The sequence below is a fragment of the Nocardia sp. NBC_00403 genome (assembly GCF_036046055.1).
Lineage (GTDB): Bacteria > Actinomycetota > Actinomycetes > Mycobacteriales > Mycobacteriaceae > Nocardia.
This window is the reverse complement of the sequence record NZ_CP107939.1, coordinates 3,202,273-3,220,709: the sequence shown is the minus strand read 5'-3', so window position 1 is coordinate 3,220,709 and position 18,437 is coordinate 3,202,273. Positions and strand designations below refer to the sequence as shown.

At 62.2% G+C, this 18,437-nt stretch carries 15 protein-coding genes; 3 read left to right on the top strand and 12 right to left on the bottom strand.

What is annotated here, in order from left to right:
* Positions 1-28: 28 nt before the first annotated feature.
* Positions 29-295, top strand: coding sequence for a hypothetical protein (locus tag OHQ90_RS14290; RefSeq protein ID WP_328410799.1), 267 nt, complete (start codon positions 29-31; stop codon positions 293-295).
* 356 nt (positions 296-651) lie between these two features.
* Here the strand turns inward: OHQ90_RS14290 and OHQ90_RS14285 are convergent, their stop codons facing one another.
* On the bottom strand, positions 652-1,719 hold the full coding sequence (locus OHQ90_RS14285) for a DUF4365 domain-containing protein (RefSeq protein ID WP_328410797.1): 1,068 nt from the start codon (positions 1,717-1,719) through the stop codon (positions 652-654).
* 220 nt (positions 1,720-1,939) lie between these two features.
* On the opposite strand from OHQ90_RS14285, the gene OHQ90_RS14280 reads away from it, so the two are divergent.
* Positions 1,940-2,089: a hypothetical protein gene (locus OHQ90_RS14280; protein WP_328410795.1), complete on the top strand. Its 150-nt coding sequence runs from the start codon at positions 1,940-1,942 to the stop codon at positions 2,087-2,089.
* A gap of 210 nt (positions 2,090-2,299) precedes the next feature.
* Complete coding sequence (locus tag OHQ90_RS14275; RefSeq protein ID WP_328410793.1) at positions 2,300-5,044, top strand: hypothetical protein; 2,745 nt, start codon at positions 2,300-2,302, stop codon at positions 5,042-5,044.
* An 809-nt stretch (positions 5,045-5,853) separates the two neighbouring features.
* Here the strand turns inward: OHQ90_RS14275 and OHQ90_RS14270 are convergent.
* The 11 genes from OHQ90_RS14270 to OHQ90_RS14220 all read right to left on the bottom strand — a co-directional run bounded on the left by OHQ90_RS14270 (position 5,854) and on the right by OHQ90_RS14220 (position 18,289).
* Positions 5,854-6,045, bottom strand: a complete 192-nt coding sequence (locus OHQ90_RS14270) for a hypothetical protein (protein ID WP_328410791.1) — start codon at positions 6,043-6,045, stop codon at positions 5,854-5,856.
* Positions 6,046-6,104: 59 nt separating this feature from the next.
* Entirely contained in the window at positions 6,105-6,950 is an 846-nt protein-coding gene (locus OHQ90_RS14265) for a hypothetical protein (RefSeq protein ID WP_328410789.1), read from the bottom strand.
* A 432-nt stretch (positions 6,951-7,382) separates the two neighbouring features.
* A complete protein-coding gene (locus OHQ90_RS14260) occupies positions 7,383-7,511 on the bottom strand; it encodes a hypothetical protein (protein WP_328410787.1) in 129 nt (42 codons plus the stop codon).
* A gap of 563 nt (positions 7,512-8,074) precedes the next feature.
* Positions 8,075-8,470 carry a YbaB/EbfC family nucleoid-associated protein gene (locus OHQ90_RS39385; RefSeq protein WP_442941393.1) on the bottom strand — a complete coding sequence of 132 codons (396 nt, stop codon included), beginning with the start codon at positions 8,468-8,470 and terminating at the stop codon, positions 8,075-8,077.
* Positions 8,471-8,508: 38 nt separating this feature from the next.
* The gene (locus OHQ90_RS14250; RefSeq protein WP_328410784.1) at positions 8,509-8,922 is read right to left on the bottom strand and encodes an ankyrin repeat domain-containing protein; all 414 of its coding nucleotides are present in this window, start codon (positions 8,920-8,922) and stop codon (positions 8,509-8,511) included.
* Entirely contained in the window at positions 8,922-10,346 is a 1,425-nt protein-coding gene (locus tag OHQ90_RS14245) for a WXG100-like domain-containing protein (RefSeq protein WP_328410782.1), read from the bottom strand. The genes OHQ90_RS14250 and OHQ90_RS14245 overlap by 1 nt, the downstream gene beginning before the upstream one ends.
* Positions 10,343-10,639, bottom strand: a complete 297-nt coding sequence (locus OHQ90_RS14240) for a WXG100 family type VII secretion target (RefSeq protein WP_328410779.1) — start codon at positions 10,637-10,639, stop codon at positions 10,343-10,345. The genes OHQ90_RS14245 and OHQ90_RS14240 overlap by 4 nt, the downstream gene beginning before the upstream one ends.
* On the bottom strand, positions 10,636-10,956 hold the full coding sequence (locus tag OHQ90_RS14235) for a WXG100 family type VII secretion target (protein WP_328410777.1): 321 nt from the start codon (positions 10,954-10,956) through the stop codon (positions 10,636-10,638). Before OHQ90_RS14235 ends, OHQ90_RS14240 begins: the two co-directional genes overlap by 4 nt.
* Before the next feature lie 666 nt (positions 10,957-11,622).
* Positions 11,623-12,507, bottom strand: coding sequence for a hypothetical protein (locus OHQ90_RS14230; protein ID WP_328410775.1), 885 nt, complete (start codon positions 12,505-12,507; stop codon positions 11,623-11,625).
* A gap of 1 nt (position 12,508) precedes the next feature.
* Complete coding sequence (locus OHQ90_RS14225; protein WP_328410773.1) at positions 12,509-16,522, bottom strand: AAA domain-containing protein; 4,014 nt, start codon at positions 16,520-16,522, stop codon at positions 12,509-12,511.
* A 978-nt stretch (positions 16,523-17,500) separates the two neighbouring features.
* A complete protein-coding gene (locus OHQ90_RS14220; protein ID WP_328410771.1) occupies positions 17,501-18,289 on the bottom strand; it encodes a DUF6883 domain-containing protein in 789 nt (262 codons plus the stop codon).
* Between the last annotated feature and the right edge of the window lie 148 nt (positions 18,290-18,437).

The window sequence follows — 18,437 nt, the reverse complement described above, 5'->3', positions numbered from 1 at the left end:
GAGCTCCGGCGAAGTTGGGACGATCGGCGTGACCTTGTCGTCTCTGGGCAAGCCCGCCAGAGCTCTCCGTAGCCACCACTGCCAGTACCGACTTGGACGGCAGGCCGAGTTGACGTTGGATTCGCTCAGCGTCATTCTGCGCGTCGACGGCATCACCCTCGGCGACATCGCAGGCCGACTCGGCTACCATGACGCAGCCTCCTTCAGCCGCGCTTATCACCGCTGGACCGCCGTACCCCCGGCATACCGACCGCGACGTACCAGCTCCGCCGCCTCGAAGATCGCTGGGTTATGAGCCAACGGGAAACAGTTCCGGACGTAGCGCGCGGTATCGCCACGTCCTGTCCGTACAGGTCAGCGGCAGATCATTCGTCCGTAGTGTCCACGTGGTCCTACCATTCCCGATCAGTCACGCCCTGTCGTGATGCCAAATTTGATGCCAAACCCCCTGTCGCGACCAGCGATTTTGCCGTCCGCATAGATCGGGTCGTCGACCCGTAGCCATTAGGAGACTCCCGCTTTGCGTCAACATTTCAACGTCGGGCGCGGTGCCCGCGACCTGGGTTAGGGATCAACGTAGTTAGGTGCGGTGCGGCACGCCTAGACCGCAGGAATCGATTCACAACCACATTGCCCCGGATCCCCGTTGTCCTAGCGGCGCAGGTCGTGCAGCATGTACGGCAGACAATCCTCTTCTACAGTTCGACGAATCGAAGGCGCAACCTCAGCAAGTTGATCGGCTGACGGATTGGGACACCACAACTCGTATTCGATCAACCTATGAAACAGCAGCCGCGTGATACCAGCCCCGTGCGAGTCGTGGTCTGTATGGACTCGCAGCTTCGCTCCACAAAGCCCCAGCGCCAACAGCAGGTACTCCACCGCCAAGTTTGGGTAGCCGCCGAGGTGCACGAGCGGCATGCACTCCTCCCCGAGCGCGCGCACAGCGCTGTCGATCACCACCAAGTTCTCGCAGACGAACACTGTGGTGTCCGGTTGTATCGCCCAACTGGTTCGTAGCTCTTCGAGCGGGATTCTTGTTGGCATGGGCGAACTACTAGCCTTCGCTGCCCGTGATCCCCCGATCAACGGCAAGTTGTAGACCAGCACTGACTGGCGGAGCTGGGGAGCCGACAATGAGGCTCGCCCGGCGACCCGAGTCACGAATGCATCCCAAAGTGCATCCGGCGGTGAGAGCAAACCGCCAGCCGCGTTCTCACCTGTCAGCCGGTCATGCAACCAGGACCACTCGGAGTTTCGACGAGGAACCCAGCGCTCGGCGATCGACGAGATGAGATCTCTTGAGTCTTCGTCGAGCCGATGTGTCTCTTGCACAACGACTTTGAATCCGTTGGGGGTAAATTGATGATCGACCGGTTCACCGCTCGGATTGATGTGGGTCCAATACGTGCATCCAGTGCCGGCGTCATGAAGGACAAGTAGCACTGGCAGTTGATGGTCACGCCAGTACACCATGTTTCGCTTCTTGCCCCGCACTACCCACCCGCCGCCACGTGCCTGTTCCCTGAAGTAGGCAGGGCCTGACTTGATCTGCAGCGCAATCAGTCTCCCTGTGGCCCGCCCATCCGCGACGATCTCTACATGCGCATCCACACCGAAGTCAGATTCGGACTGGATGCGAAAGATCCAGCCCAGCTTGGCGATTTGGAGTCCAACGCCGTACACACCGAGACGTTCAGTACCGTTCGAATCGGTCACCCGAACGACTCTAGACTCGACGGCCGACGAAGCAAGCGAGCAGCGACCATCGCAAAGAGCAGGCAACATCATTCACTCACCCTCACCGCCCGGGCGGATTGTTCGGTTGTGTTCGGTTCCGCCAGATTCGATCGCATCCCTTTCCCGTTCATGGCAGGTGCGGTGTTCGGTCGCTAAACGGTGGTGCGGTGGAACCAGTCGCGCGTCGATCGTCGTCGCTATGACACAGATCCTCGCCTGGATCGGCGCGTTCGTTCTCCTCCTCCAGGCCGCCTCCCATGTCACTGCCGCCCTGACCGAACTGGTCCGTGCGTGTGTTCAGTTGCTGGACGCGGTGCGCGAGCTTCGTGACCGCAAGTGTGACCGGTGACAGTTTCCACGGCACCCGGACCCTCCGGCAGACATCAGCTGGCACTCGATGGTGATCACCCGCCGTGCAGCCATCCGGACGACCATTCCCGTGGCGGATCGATGGCATTCTGCTCACGCAACGCGTTCCGCGAATTCGCTGGCGCGGCAATACTGTTGGCTTGGCGCAACTCATAACGAGACAATACGAACCACATGAGGCAGAAGATCGGTGACCGACATCGACGCGGTGATAACACCGCAAGATCTACGCACGGCGCTGCGTGCGTTGTTCAAGAGCAAGCACTTGAGCCAGAACCGGATCGTCGCCCTGGTGAACGACGTCGGTGTCGAGTTGGGCAAGTCGACGCTGAGCAACATCCTGAGCGGTGTCACCCACCTGCCCCGGTGGGATACCGTCGAACCGATCCTTACAGCCTGCCAGGTGACCAGTCAGGAGCTGGCGGCATGGGAGCATGCCTACCAGCGTGCGAGCCAGGACGAAGTTGGAGAGCCACTCACCGAGCAACTGGACCCGATCGAACTAGGCGTGCACAAGCCCATCACCATCAGTCGACCCTGGCACGACGACGGAACGCTGACACCCTACGTACCGCGTTCTCACGACATCGCCTTGGCGGAGATCGTTACCGCGGTCGGAGAGGGGCACAGCAGGTTCGTGTTGCTGCTGGGGGATTCCTCCACCGGCAAGACTCGCGCCCTATGGGAGGCGTTGTCGCCGCTGCGGGAGCGAGGTGGGTGGCGGCTGTGGCATCCGACCAGCCCGGACAGGCGCACCGCGCTGCATGAGAATCTCGGGCGAGTGCGACCACGGACTGTTTTGTGGCTCAACGAGTCCCAGGAATACCTCGGCGGAGACGGACGCGGCGGAGACGAGAAGGCCGCGGTCGCGCTGCGGGAACTGCTGCGCGACCCGGCCCGCGCCCCAGTCCTGATCGTCGGCACCCTCTGGAGGGAGTACTACACCGAGCTGCGCAGCCCACACGCCTCGCAGGTACGAGACCTGCTTGCGAACAGCGCCACGATCCTCGAGGTCCCCGTTTCGTTCACCGACGCCGACCCGGAGACACTGGCCTCAGCCGCCGAGACAGATCCGCGATTTGCCGTTGCGAGTGCCCGGGCTGAGCACGGACGCATCACCCAGTATCTGGCCGGCGGGCCGGAGCTGCTGCACCGCTACGAGCATGAGCTCTCCGCCGTTGCGAAAGCGATCGTGCAGATCGCGATGGACGCCCGGCACATGGGTCACCGCAACGCCATTCCGCACGGGTTGTTGGCCGCCGCCACCCATTCCTACATCCCTGATCAATGGAACGCTGTTGCCGCAAGGCCTGATTGGCTCGAACAGGCGCTGGCCGAGACCGCACGCCCCTGCAAAGGTGCCGACGGGCCACTGGCCCGAGTCGCTGCCGCACCCACGCGCTCCCATAGAACCCGATCCCAGGCAAGCCCGTCCGCAGGCGCGAATACGGCCAATGGGCCGGTGTACCAGCTGGCCGACTACCTCGACCAGCACGGCCGCCGCACAGAGCGTGCGCAGATCATCCCACCGATCGAATTCTGGGAGGCTCTCACCGAGTATGCCCACCCCGGCGACCGCGCCGTCCTCGGCCGCGCCGCACGCTGCCGTGGCCTCTACCGTGACGCCGCCCAACTGTGGGTTGAGGCCGCCCGTACTGGGAACGTCACCGCCGCTGCTGAATTGATTGATCTGCTGCGGGTTGTGCATCCTCGTGACGAACGCCCGACAGACTGGGTCATCAACCACATCAATTCGGATGAGACCAACACGCCTGAGGTTGGTGCGCTCTTGAAGCAGCTGCGGAAGGGGGGAAGGGCGGATCAGGCGCGGGTACTTGCCGAGCGAGCTGCACCCACTGTCGTCACTAGCGACCCAGCAGAGATCGCGGAGCTGCTGAAGGAGCTGCGGGAGGGCGGGTGGACTGACCAGGCAAGAGTGCTAGCTGAGCGCGCTGTGTCCGTCGCCGATCTCTACAACCGCCCGTACAGCATTGCGGAGTTGTTGACGGAGCTGCGGGAGGGCGGATGGACCGACCAGGAACGGGAACTGGTCGAGCGCGCAGTATCTGCTGTCGTTCTTCGTGGCAACCCGTTCTGGGTCGGGCGTCTGTTGACGGAGCTGCGGGAGGGCGGATGGACCGACCAGGAACGGGAATTGGTCGAGTGCGCTGTGCCCGCCGTCGCTTCCTTCGACGGTGCGGAATCAGCCGCTGAACTGCTGAAGGGGCTGAGGGAAGGCGGGTGGACTGACCAGGCAAGAGAGTTGGTCGAGCGAGCCTTGTCCCCCGACATTTTCCACGGCCCCGATGCTCCGGTCGGCACTGAGGCGCTGCTGTACGAGCTGGATGAGGGAGAATGGACTGACAAGGCGCAAGAATTATTCGACCACGCGGTCTCTAATACCGTCTATCTCTACAACCCAGCTGTTCTCGCATGGCTGCTGGAGGTTTTGCGAGCGCAGGGGTTGACGGACCTGGCTCGAATCCCGGTCGAGCACGCCGTCTCTGAGGCAGATCTCGACGACTCATTTGGTGTCTTGCAAATGCTAGAGGCGCTACTGGATGGTGGGTGGACCGACCAGGCGCAGGCGATGGCCGAGCGCGCCGTAGCTGTCGTTGATCTCTTCGACGCAATCGGCATCGGGTGGCTGCTGAAGTTTTTGCGGGAGCGGGGGTTGACCGACCAGGCACGAGCACTGGCCGAGCGGGCCGTGTCCGATACCCCTCCCAATGCACTAATCGACCCCGTAGAGCTGGTGCAGGAGTTACGGGATGGGAAGTGGACCGACCAAACGCAGAAGCTGAATGCCCGCCTGCCCGCAGTCGGGAGCTTTGATCTCTTTCTGGGAAACATCGCAAATCCGGAGGACTTCCGGTTCGGACGGGAGACCGATGGCACCGGCTCCCCCGAATGGACCTGGGATGACCTGTTCTGACCGGCCCCGCAGACTGGTCATTCTCGGGGTTTACGGCCAGGTGTGGCCAGGGCTTCGAGCAACCGATTCGCGCCGCCGTTGCCCCCAGACTCAGCCGGACTTAGCCTCGGTTAGGTTCTGTTCGGTACCCTCCACCAGCGCACCGATGGCATCCGACCTTGCCCTTTCCGGGCCGGTGAACCTGCACCTGCACGCCCTCGCCAGCGCATAGAGAAGGGGAGATAAATCGAATACGGAGAGAGGTACGGAGAGGGCCGGGCATGCAGGACCCGACGAGGGGACCGGACCCCACCTGGCCGCATGTGTGTTTGTTCCTACCGGGTGGTAGGACCCTGGGCGGTTCCAAGCGGCGAAACACGGCCACAACCGGGGCATACACGGCCCACGGGGTAGCGCGTCTTAATCGCGCTACCCAACGCGCTACCTATCGCGCTACCCAACGAACAGCCCGGATTCTGCCGACCAGAGCGCGGGGAACGGCCGGGCAATGCGCAAATCCAGGGGTTGCACCTCGCGGATATTCAGCACGACCGAATCGGGACTAGACGCCATAGAATTCGGCCACGAATTGAACGTGCGGACAATCGCACGGCGACGATTAGCAATCAGTTTAGTTGCACACACAAGAGGCAACAACTATCGATATCCCGGGGACAGAGAACGCACTTCCGTCGCGTTGTGGTTTCCCCTGAAGTGCGCGAGAGCACCGGGCAGTCGGGGCATTCGCTTTCCGCAGCGAGATGGGGGGTGCAGCGAGCTGCTTCCACAAGTAGGCGACTCGATTGTCAGCTCCTGGGACCGCGCTGTTGTCAGGATGCGTTTTCGTGGAAGGTGCGGACGAGTGCAAGTGTTTCATCGCTTGGTTGTTCGTCGAGTTCTTTCAGTCGACGGGTGAGTATTTCGAGGGTGCTGTCGATGGCGTGAATTTGTTCATGACGGGCTTGGAGTTTCATCAAATCGCGAAAGACATCTTCGTTGTGCGGGTCGATGTCGAGGGCCATTTCGAGCAGGGAGCATTCAGCCGGTGAAGATGCGGAGGAATGAACCGCGTGGATCCGTTTCAGCGCGGTCGGCGACGTCGTGGTGAGGGTCCGAGCCTGTTGCGTCCCGGACGCTGGATGGTCTTGGCTGGTTTCGGGTAGTTGATCTCGGCGGTGAGGAACACATAGTCACTGTGGTGATCGACCCCCAGGTTCGCGTCGTCGGATGGATCCTGTGTACCGAGGAAGAACAGCCATGTCTTCGCGGCTGTCCCGGTGTGCTGGCGCGCGTCGGCATGGGCGGCATCGATTTCCCGCTGGAGGGCCAGCCGTGTCGTCGGATTCCAGTTCGACCAGTCGATGACAACCCGGTATCCGCGGAGAACTCGCGCGGGTCGCTCGGGATCGCGCTCGCCGGCGTACAGGGCGATTTCGGCGGTATCGGCAGTGAATTTCGGTTTGATGCTCCATGCCACCTGTGCGTAGAAGATCCGGCGGAGTGGGTGGGCCACGATCTTGTCGTGTTCCAGCCTCTTGAAGGCGAACTGGTAGTAGTCCGCCTCGATCTCGGGGATCGCGATCCGCAGGCGCGTTCGGAGGTTCGGGTGCTCGATGTAGGTCCGGCAGAACGGGCGGATCGTTGAGGCGGCAGTCTCCCGGTATCCGGTACCGGTCTCGGAGTCCGATGAGCCGGAGGTAGAGCGGGTCGATCGCTGCTGAGGTTCGGTGTCCGAGTCAGGATCAACTTCTTCGTGAACCGTCGGCCGAATCAGTTTGTAGGCGATGGCGACCCCGCCGAGGCGCTCGATTTGAGCGTCCTCCAGGGAATCTGCTGGCGCGATCGGAACGGGGCGGCCAGCCACATTGCAGGTGGGTTCGTGATTGGGCTGTACGCGGAAGTGCGGCATGACCTTCGTCGAACCCACTGCAACCGGGATCATCGAAGCCCTGCATCCGATGCACAAGAACGGTCCGGTCGCGCGGGTATACGCGAGTTCGGTTGCATCTACCGTGACCTTGCGTCGGATGTCTCTGGCTTGATCCACGATGTTCCTTCCGCCCAGCCGAACCTGTGTGCCAGGTCCTGTACCACTCTGCCGCACCGAGGCGAGCCGCTCTCTTGATCTGCCGCAACACCCTCACTCAGAAACTGCTGTACCCCAACAGTATTGATGATTAGGCCGCGATCGCAGGCCCACTCCCTGCGATCTCTGGTGTTGCCGCTGGTTTTCAGTCGGAGCTCGACGAGATGGGTGATCATGGACTTATGCCAGGCGGGTCGCACCGTGTTGCAGTCGGTCGACATGGAGCGAAGGACGAGCGGTGGGTGACGGAAATTCGCCACCTACCGCCATCGGTTATTTGTCGTCTTGCACATTGTGGCTGCCTGCCAGCACGGTCAGCGAATCCGCCGCCACGAGCGGCAGCCCTGCACCGACCGCTTGGTCGTTGAATGATGTTGTGGGCCAACAGTTCATGTCGGACACGGGCCGCATACTACGGCCAGTGCCCGTGCCGATTGACGGTCGGACCCGAACTTCGGATTCAAGGAGTTGACCCGATGAGCAAAACAAACTCGTACCCATTCGTCGTAGACACGTCGATCGCGTCCCGGCTGGATTCCAGCACGCTGGACGAGGTCGGCCGGAACCTGTGGCCGGTGGACTGCCAGAGCTGCGGGCGTGCCCTCGGCACGGAGCTGCCCGCGCTCGTCGTTCGCGATATCGGCGGAATCACAGCCGCGGCGAACCTGAACCACGTCCGCTGCCATTCGCCGGAGTGGGTGGACCGGGGCGTCTTCGGGCTCCGCAGTGAAAACTTCCTGTCCTACCGGACATTCGGCTGCGCGATCGTCGGAGAGTCCGGTGGCAAGCCCAAGCCCTTGCCGTTCGGATTCGTCAATCCTTCGCTGGAACAGGTGATGCTGCACAACGCCGGATCTGGCTGGGAGATCGGCACCATGCGGAACTACCGCGACTACCACGGGCTAACCGGACTAGTCGGGGTCGCCCACTCCAAGGCCGCCTCCGCTCTACACCAGCGACTTCTGTCAGGGGTTCCAGCCACGTTCATTCATGCGCTCGAAGTAGGCGTCGTCGGCAGCCTGGATCTCTTCCTCGGTCATCCGATGCTGCGCGGGAGCTGGCGCGGCAGCGTTACCAACTACCTCCCGAGCTGCTGCGAGCGATGCCTGCACCCGCGAGTCGCTCGTTATGGGCCGCATTATTTCCCGAGTCTGCTTCAGGGCGTCACGTTCAGCGTTGCGGGTAGCCTCGAGAACCAGCTTGGGTAGCTGAGTTCCCGATTTGTACGCAACAGCAGTGAAGTTGAGATCGCGGAGACGACCCGCGGAATCCACTGTCGCGGTAACTGATCCGTTCGCCGAGGTTCCGCGCCCTCGAACCAGTTCCAGACTCGCGCGTGCGACCGCAGCCTTCTGCGCCATGTCAGCAACAGTCGCGTCGAGGCCGGGGTAATCAGTACTCACAGCAGGTCGGCGAACTCAGCGACGATGTCAGGTTTGTTGCCGATGTCTCGCACCACATCAAGGGGGCTGCTCAACCCGAAGTAGCCCTTGATGGTTTCGCGGGTCGGGTCCGCGCCGCGCTCACGGAGGAGTCGGATCGTCGCGGGTTGGTCACCGCGGGGGGTCATGATCGCCCAGTAGATAGGTGGCATTCCCTTGTCGTTGAGGGCATCGACCTGTGCGCCCGCATCCAACAGGATGGCCACGACCTCAGGTTGCCCGGATTGGGCCGCGAAGTGCAGTGGCGTCCAGCCTTCGTTGTCGCGGGCGTTGACGTCTTCGGTGGCCAGGAGCCGCTCGACCTGTTCGAGGTCCCCGTCGTTCGCGGCATAATGCAACACTGTGCGACCGTATTCGTCTGTGGCACTCACTATTTCATCTCCCGTCTATGGCTGCGGTTTCCTGGTAAGTCTTCGATGAACAGCCTGTTTGTTTGAGTGTTGACCTCGACATCGAACTGTTGCTGGGTCAGGCCGCGAGCTTGGGCATCCGCGAGCAGGCGACGGTGTTCGTTGCCGTAAGAATGCCCGATCTCCCACTTCGGGTTCACCGGGTACCTGACCTTATTGGCCGCATCCACGTAGTACTGCCCCTTCGCGTCTTTGGGCAGAGCCAAGATCTCAGGCTTGTCCGCATACGACTTGTTCACAGGCACACGGACATCCGGCTCCGGCGCGACAATGTAGTACTTGCCGTCCGGGGTTTTCGTTGCTTGCGACTCGACCTTCGCGATCGTCTCCGGCCACCACCGCGGCCGACGCGACGCCAGAGCCATCGTCCAATGCGCCCCAGCACCGAACAACGTGCCATCCGCGCCGTAGAGCAGGACATCCGACGTCAACAACGGCAACAACGACTCCGAGCAGCGCGCAAACGCACCACTGGCCGCAATCACCGGAAGCCCGGTTGCCTCGGCCGTCGCAGTAAGCACGCGACAGCGCGCCGCGATCCGCGCCCCGTATACCGCCAGAAGACCTGCCATACCGGCCTGCGCGGCGGCACTCGAGCCACCGCCAGTGAATGGTGCGGCGAGGACGCCGGCCATCTGGTCCAAAGCGACCCACGCCCCGAGTTCGATGAGCATGGCGAAGATTTCGCGGTGCGCGTGCTCCACCTGGTCGGCGTAGGCACTGCAGGCCGCCGACAGCACCCGGCACTGTGCTTCGATCTCGTCGAAGGCGGTCTTCACAGCATCGACCTGGGTCAGAATCTGGTCGACTTCCGGCGACTGCTGCTGCTCGATCATGAATCGAGCAGCAGGAACGCCGGTTTCGGCAAGCCCGAGTTCGTCAGCCAGCGCGGTCCACGCGAGGGCAGCGGTCCGAAGTTTGTCGGGATCACCGTTGGGCCACAGCTCCCCTTCGACCCAGCCCTTGACCACTTCCCACAGCGAAGGGTCGCTACTGCTGCTGCCGAAGAATGCTGGGAGATCATCAGGTGCGTAGATCGGCATCGAACCCGGCGGAAACATCAGGTCGTTGGGGTTGGGTTCGGGCGCCGACTGGCTGTTGGCGTTGGCGTGGTTCGCGGCCGTCGCGTGCAGCAGGTCGTGCATGATGCCGCAGGATTCGACTAGAGCCCCCAGCGCCTCAACAGCATCTGCGGCCGCTGGGTCGTAGTCATCGCTCCACTTCTTGCCTGCGTTGTCGGTGCCCGCGCAGCTGGCGCAACCTTTGAGCGCGGTCACCGCTTTCTCGACAGCACCCCGGGCCTTCCAATACACATCGGCGAATCCGTCACCGGCGTCGCGAGGCCCATCCGGGTTGACGATGATCGGTCTGGGACCAGGCGTCACGGCCACATCCGTCGATTGGTATCGACGGCACCGGAGTAGTTGGTGTGTGCCTTCCGCGCCACCTCGCGTAGCTCGTCGAGGTTTTCGCGCATCTCGTTGACGCCGGCACTCCACTTGTCGTGCGCGACCTGCTGCGCGGTCGCCGCCTTGCTCGACCACGTCAGGTGTAGGTCGGCGATGTGACGGTCTACTTCGCCCAACCAGTCCTCGACGGTGCGGCCGAACGCCTCCATCGTGCCGATCGCGGCATCGAGTTGCTCGAGGTCGACCCGGTAGCGGTCATCTCCGGTCATGGCAGATCCAATCCCGTGAGCCCGGTGATCGCGTCGCGGTTTGTCGTGTCGCGCAACTCGTATTGGGTGGCGGCCTCAGCGAGGCTCGCGGCGGATTCCTCCAACGCGGCGATGATCGTGTCAGTGCCCGCCTTCCACTGGACCCACGACTCGTCGTAGGCGCTAGCTGCTTTTCCCTGCCAACCATCGGCAAGGAGTTCTTTGCCGATGGTGTCGTCGAGCTTCGTCAGCTCGTCGCGGATGGCTTGGGCTTTGTCCGCGGAGAACCGGGAGGCCTCACGCAGCCGGTCGACCTGGACCCGGAGTTCGTCGGACACCCCTACCTCCCCTCGTCGTGCAGATCGCCTACGAACTATAGGACGTATGGCTCGACGACACGGCAGAGCAGTTCGATCGCGGGATCGCCAATGGGGTGGACAATATATCGGCCAGCACGATGATGGTATCGGGAGCTGTGTGTATCCAAACCCCAAGCAGCGAAGCAGCTCTCATGGACCCGATCCAAGACGGTTGTTCACCGCCGAGAGGCTGTTTCGGTCCGTGCCGGGCGCTGCCCGGGTGCCGGCGCCGCAGCCGTCTTAAGGACATCCGTTGTCCAGCAATACGTTTCACCATTTGGATGCCGGGTGGTGAGACACGCGGGTGCGGTTCGGTGAGTAACTGATGCCGCCGGGGATGATCCCGCCCGATCGGCTAGGTCGGTGACGCCTGCGATAATACGTTGACAGCGAAGATAATTGGGCTCTAAAGACCGAAGCGATCCGGGACGACTCACGGTTCCCCGCGCGGGCCGCTCAAGCGGCTCGCCGACGTCGCAACCCTCACGGTGAACTGGATTTACTGGTACAACACCAGTCGGCTCATGCACCGACTGGTGTTGTACACCGCCAACCGAGTACGCAGCCGACTACTATGCCCACGCGCCGAGCCACCGGGACCGATAAACCGGTGGTATCAAACTTGGGACGGTTCCTCCTAGTGTCTCAACAGTCCGCTCCCGATGTCGGAAGATTCTGCTCGAGGTCGTTCATCAGTGCCTGGACCGGCCCCCAGCACAACATGACTGTGTCGGCGTCGAAACGCGGCTTTTCGCTGATCTCTTTACGCGGATGGATGAAGTTTCGGAAGTCACGGACCGCGTGAGCAAAGGCTGCAGCGTCGAGCTGGACCCAGTTCTTAGCGTAGGCAGTGTCGATAAGCAGTTCCAATGACACCCAATCCGCCTTGCTGCGCTTGGTGGTGCGCTTGTCGGGGGAAATTCGCTGTCGAACGTCCGGAAACCCGTTGATGCGCAAGTCTTCGTCACGTTCGAGCAGAACGGCCAACAGCAGGCCTTCAATAAATGTCCCGACTCCGATGGTCGCCATGCGGTAGGCACCGCCAGTGGCACAGATTCGGGTTTCTTCGACCCGTCCCATCAGTACGTCGACTGTTTCTGTGTCCGCGACCAGCATCTCGAGGCGCCTCCGCAGATCAGGCGGTTCGGAGAACGTCGGTTTGTGCCCGTCGGAACCAATCTCTCCGAGAACAGGGCGACCGCCGACGAGCGTGACGACCAGGTGCTCGGGTGCAAGGCGGTCGTTGACCGCGGCACGAATTTCGTTTGCGATCACAGCACCCTCATCGTACTCGATGGGGTCGCACACGCGACACAGGAGCCGCTCCAGTTCGCCGGAGTTCTGCTGACGAGCCTCGAACTGGTCGCGGAGCCACGGCACCCGCGGCGAGCCATCGTAGATGGGCGGGTCGATCCATTTGGCTCGCTGCAGCAGCGCTTCCAACTGGTAGCCCTTGCGTTCGTATGGCCCTCCGATGTCCACGATCAGCTCGGCAACCCTGTCCAACGTGAGGGGATCGAGCGCAGACATGTCATTCCTCCTGATCGGCAAGGCGCTGGGCGATCTCGATCGCTTTCATCAGCCGTTCGGTGATCCTGGTACCACGGCGGCGGAACCCCAGTTCCGTCATCGCCTGGACGAGCCGCTGCTCCTTATCCAATTGCAGTCCGTCGGTCATCAACCAGCTGCAGATCTCGACGAGCTGCCGGTCGCTGTACTCGTGAGTCTTCAGGCCGGCCATCACATTTGGACGAGGGCCACGGTGCGCGACCTGCGGAGGTGCCGGATCTGGTGTCGGCGTTGGTGAAGGCGCGGTATCAGCCTCGGTCATGGCCTGGCGCCAGGCTGCGAGGATCTTGTCGGTCTCAACTTGCGGATCGTGGAACCATGCCGAGGACCACAGGCGATGGAACTGCCAGCCCAACTTCTCGAGGTGCGCCTGGCGTAGCCGGTCGCGATCCCGTGCGGATGCCGAGCTGTGGTATCGGTGGCCGTCCGCTTCAACCGCGAGGATCATTCGCCCGGGTTGATCCCGATGTGCCAGTGCGAAGTCGATGCAATAGTCCGAAACACCCCACTGCGGGTGGACAGGCACACCTCGCGCCTTCAATGCGTCGTAGATCGCCCGTTCGAATCCGTTCAACGCCACGTCAGTCGGTGCGCCAACCTCCTCGATCCGGCCGTGCCGCTCTGCGAAATCGAGATAGAGCCGCAGTAATGCGGTTCCGTTCTTCGCTGTGGGTGCCAGGTCGGCCGCGGAGAACGAGGCGACGACTGTCATCCGCTGCTTCGCTCGTGTCACCGCAACATTGACCCGACGCTCGGTGCCTTCGCGGTTGAGCGGGCCGAAGGAATTGCCGGAGATCCGGCCTGCGGCGTCACGCGCGATACCGACGGAGAGGATGATCGCGTCGCGTTCGTCGCCCTGAACACTTTCCAGGTTCTTGACGAAGAACCGCCGACTGGGCTCGATGTCTTCGGCGAAAAACTCATCCACCTCAGGATGCTCTTGCCGTGCCTGGCTGAGCGCCCGCTCAATTCGGGCTTGATGCTTGACGTTCAGCGCGATAACACCAAGAGTCTCGGTGGGTTGCGATCGAGCGTGATCGATGACCAACTCGACAACCTTGGCGACCTCCTCGGGCGAAGAACCATCCTGGCCTGGTGATGCCCGACCGTCGACGCGCACTAGCGATACCGGGCTCTCTTTTGTCGAACCCGGAAAGGTGACTAGCTTGTCCTTATAGATTTCGCGGTTGGAGAACGCGATCAGTCGCTCGTCGGCGCTGCGGTAGTGCCAGGTCAACATCTTCGCAATCGGCAGGAGTGGCCGCAGCGCTGTCAGGATTGACTCGTAGTCCGACAGGCTGTCCTCGACGTCCTCGTCCTCGTCGCTCTCCAGCACCTTTTGGAAGAAGTCGGTGGGTGGCAGCTGTTTCTCGTCTCCGGCAACAACCACCCGCGCACCGCGCATGATGGAGGTGATCGCGTCATGGGGTCGAATCTGGCTGGCCTCATCGAATATGACCAGATCGAACAACTGCTCAGCTGGCAACATACGACTGACGACCAGCGGCGACATCGCCCAGCATGGTCGAAGGGCGAGAAGGACATCCGAGGTCTGCTCGACCAGTTTGCGGGTCGACATATGTCGGCTCTTGCGACTGGCCTGCTGCCGGAGAATTCGGGTCTGTTCCGGGTACGCGTCGCTAGCCTGCCGAACTTGTCGAGCCAACTGGCGACGCACTCGCCGTGCCGCTAACTCCCGGTGCTGGATATCTGTTGAACAGAACTCGTCTGCTGCCCGAGTCTGCCGTTCTGGCACGAACTGTCCGATCTCGGGCACTCGGAGTTTGAACTCGTCATCCAGCGAGGTGAGCCATACTCGCAGGAACGCCTGCCACGCTTCCTCGGCCGAGAGGTTCCGCTGTGCCACGTCCTTCAGGAAAGCGTCGAGTCCGACGGCACCGAAGCCCTCCAGCTGTCGGTTGAGCCGAGGCATCCGGAACAGCATGTCCTTGTCAGCGCGCAACTCCTCGAGGCGATCCCCAACCTCGGGCACGGAGCCAGACTCGAGATCGGGGCGTCGTGCAGAGAGTGCCACGGCAGCCAACTCTGTTCGCAGTAGCTGGTAGTCGTCGCTGACCTGAGCAAGGCCATCGACGCGCGAGGGCTCGGTGTCAGGCCTTCCCAGTTGCTTCCAGCGATGACGCTGCTCGCGAACATCGTTCAGTTTGGTGTGCAAGGTTGCCTTGCCGCGGATCTTGCCTTGCGTCATCTGGCGCAGCTGCTTGACTAGCCGGCGGCGCGGCAACCAACCCAGCTTCTGGTCCGGTGCCATGCGCTTACGTTGCTGCCGGTCTCCCGTTGCGAGATAGAAGGTGTCCAGATTGTCGCCAAAGATATCCGGCCCGAACGTATCGACAGTTTTGGAGACATCGTCGAGGAAGGTGAGCACATCCTGCCAACCAATGATGTTGTCCGGCTTGGCGAGCCCGGTCTGGCTCAGCAACCGATCCACGCCGAGTTGGCTGCGCTTGAGGGTGTGGCCAGCGAGTTGATCCAGCTGGACGAGGATCTGCTCGACTTGCTGTTCGTCGCGAACCTCGGTGTGGCACCACGGCGTCTCCTGCCGGAGAATCTTCAAACCTCCAAGGTCTATGAACTCCTTCAAATCCTCTTCGAGTAGCCGAACGACATGTGCATCGAGGGATCTGAGCTGCTGGCCACGAAAAGCGCATGCCACGCCCACTTCCGGCAGATCGAGTAGTCGAGCCCGCACCTCGTACGCGCTCATACCCCAGGGCTCACGTCGAGCGTGCAATTCCTGAGAGTGGTTGAGGAGCAACTGTCGCGATGCCACCAATCGGCTGTGAACCGCATCGGCCTCGACCTGAGGCTCCTTGCTCACCCGGTCAAGACTTTCGGCGAGCTGGCGCGCGACTTCTCGCTTGGTGGCACGCTCTGAATGTAGGTCGAACATCAGTCCACCGAGCCCGACGTTGACCAGCCGATTCATGACCGCGTCGATCGCCGCGCGCTTCTCGGCAACGAACAAGACACGCTTTCCATGAGCGGCGGCGCCCGCGATTATGTTCGCGATCGTCTGGCTCTTTCCGGTGCCCGGCGGGCCTTCGATGTGAACATGCTGACCCGCGAGCGCAGCCATCACAGCCTGGTGCTGAGATGAATCTGCGTCATGTACAAGGAACTCATCGGCGGGTCTCAGTTCATTGATGTCCTGCGCCTGGTATTCGGCGCCTGCCACTACGAGAGCTTCTTTCGCCGACGGGTCTCCCGCCAAAGCTGCGATAAGATCATGTGAGACAAGCAGATCCGTGGCGGTCGCGAGATCCTCAACCATCGCCAGCTTCTCGTAGTTGAATGTGCCGAGCACGACGGCAGGGTCGAGCTGCAGCTCAATACCTTGGGCGCTAGCCACCCTGGCGAGCTCAGTAAAGGCGCGCTCCACCACTGTGTCTCGATTGGCAGTCTCAGCGAGAATCTGATCCAATCGTCCGCGAATCTGATCGACGTCAATGCCGTACTGGCTATCCAGTGCGTATAGAAGTACCCGGTTGAACTCGATTTCCTCGCCGAGCTCCAGGCTGTAGTCGCTTTCCGCCGCAGTGCGTGCCTTGAGTGCAACAGGGCGTAGGACGAGCGGGGCACGTAGCGCAGGGATGGCGGTCGAACCCCTGTGCTGGGCTGGGACGGTTTGGATAAGCCCGAACGCAACCCGCCCAACATCGATGCCCTGTTCTTCGGCGAACAGATTGATGCGTCGACTGAGACTGCGAGCACGGGCGCAGGCGTCCTTGTGTGCGCTCGTCTCCCGGAACAGAACACGCAACGTCACCTGCTTGCCTGCTTCGAGGTCCGCAAGCCCCGAAGCTTCGGCTGCGGTCAGATCCAGGCTGCCGTGCTTGGTATTGCGGAAGTAAAGCAGAGTGTTGCGGAAACCGAGATCAATCAGCCGATTACGCCACTCGGCGACCTTGGCGACAACAACATCGGCCTTCGCACTCTCCAGCTGCGCAGTCATACCGCAGATCCCCCTAAGGATGGTCGACAGACGTGGTATAGCAGGACACACGAGCCCACCGCTTGCGGCAAGCTTTCCAGTCTGCCACACAAGGCTAAGTGAGCGAAACTCTTTGTGGCGCATAGTTGGCGAGACCAAAGGGGCGATAGTGCTCGTTCCTACGAGACGAGCATGCGACGGATGACCGAGTCGTTCGGTTGGTCGCCGACCCTTCATTGACGCTGCCCGGCGTCGAGGAGCCGGGGGCGTCGCGCAGAGCTGGAATCCGACCCGCTTCTGGATGACCAATTGCTGGTCGACGCGCTGGTGTACTGCGATCTGACAACAGCACCCGACCAAAGCTCGACGAGCGCCGACGCTAGCATCGTGGAGATCCTCAGACGGTGTGGACCTGACCGTACCGTCAGCCGGTTCATACGTCCGGCTGCACCGTACATCCGCGACGCGGTCGCGCAGAACATCCGGCATTGCCGAGTTGCGCGCATGCGCCTGCGCACGGCCAGCGCTGCAAGGCATTACACAGCTTCCGTCTGCCTATGGTCGGGCCTATGCCTCCAGTTAGAAACTGGGCGTCAGGTTATTTGTTGGGGATCTCCTGGGTCAGGTTGCGACATTCACGTCCTCGATCCGGGCGCCATTCTCTGACTGGATCGATTCGACTCGGTCGACGAACTGTCGGAAAGCAACTTCCTCCGGGTCTTCCAGCAAGCCGACGATTAGGCCGCGGCGCGCAGCGCTGTGCCGGGTGGCTATTGCGTTGTGCTCCACCGACAGTCTGCCGTTCTGGAATATCTGCTCAGCCAGCGAAACTCGACGGAATCCTCAGTCCGTGCGCACGGCGATGGTGTATCGGCACCTGGGAGATCAATGTCCAGTACCAGGAATGCTTGGTAAGCGGGACAGGCCGCAGGATGCCGTGTCGCTGGTCAGGCCTCCCGGACGCTGGGAGAGCCTGCGTCCGAGTGCAGGGGAAGGGGGTCAGTCCAGCATTTGTACGACTGAGCAGGGATGGCCCGCCGACTGCAACACGCTGGCCATTGCCTCGGCCCACGCCGCCGCCGGCTCAAGATTGAAGGCCGGTGCCCTCACTCGCGCTCCGGGTTGGCTCTTCGTGGCGTGCCCCGCACGTAGGAGCCATCGGACGAATGCAGTACGAGCGCCAGGGAAACACACCCAGGCAAACCCTGCCATCCCTTCGGCGATGACCGCGACGCCATCAGGGCCTTCCAATGCGATCGGTGTAGGCCGACAGTCCCGCAGAGCCTGGTCAGCAACTGTCAGGGCGATGTTGTAGAGGGCTGCCCAGTCGCTGGGCGCGAGGGTTTGCGAGTCCTCGGCACCGGGTGCCTTTTTCCCAGGGGTGACTGTGACGAGCTGGGCTGGGGCGTTGCCCTCGATCTTCCAGGCAGCCGTGACCGACTTCGTCTTGCCGTTCAGTCCCACAACCGGAGCTTCTATCTCGAAGCGGAGCTGCTGGCTTTCTCCATGTCGTGGTTCGTCCCTGAACCCCCGCGGCTCGGCGGCCTGCAGGGCCGAGATCAGCTGGATCGCGAGAAGTTTCCAGTCGCGCTGCTCGATCCCCAGCTCACGTCTGAAGAATTCGGCCTTCGGTCCGCCGTGCATATGCTCAGGATTCAAGGCGTAGTCGTGTAGCTTGCCTCGCAGGTCGTCCACGAGGGGCTGCTGGCGGCCTACCGCAAAGGACACGGGACGTTCGGCCTGCTGGTACTGATGGACGAGCGCCGCGATCGACTCCTGGTACGTCATGCCGTTGTGAGATGCCAGCGCGTCCAGCGTTACCTGAGACGTCGACCCCGTGCGGTGTGCGGTGCGGCCCGATCGTTTCGGCGCGTCGCCGCGTCGAAACGGGGCGCGAAAACGGCCCTGAGGGTGTCGATGACGTGGGCCTGAGCTC

Bases quoted from the DNA above. Each gene is read 5' to 3' on its own strand.
- OHQ90_RS14280 (WP_328410795.1), top strand. From the start codon at position 1,940: ATGACACAGATCCTCGCCTGGATCGGCGCGTTCGTTCTCCTCCTCCAG.
- OHQ90_RS14270 (WP_328410791.1), bottom strand. From the start codon at position 6,045: ATGGCCCTCGACATCGACCCGCACAACGAAGATGTCTTTCGCGATTTG.
- OHQ90_RS39385 (WP_442941393.1), bottom strand. From the start codon at position 8,470: ATGGCGCAGAAGGCTGCGGTCGCACGCGCGAGTCTGGAACTGGTTCGA.
- OHQ90_RS14240 (WP_328410779.1), bottom strand. From the start codon at position 10,639: ATGACCGGAGATGACCGCTACCGGGTCGACCTCGAGCAACTCGATGCC.
- OHQ90_RS14230 (WP_328410775.1), bottom strand. From the start codon at position 12,507: ATGTCTGCGCTCGATCCCCTCACGTTGGACAGGGTTGCCGAGCTGATC.
- OHQ90_RS14225 (WP_328410773.1), bottom strand. From the start codon at position 16,522: ATGACTGCGCAGCTGGAGAGTGCGAAGGCCGATGTTGTTGTCGCCAAG.
- OHQ90_RS14220 (WP_328410771.1), bottom strand. From the start codon at position 18,289: ATGACGTACCAGGAGTCGATCGCGGCGCTCGTCCATCAGTACCAGCAG.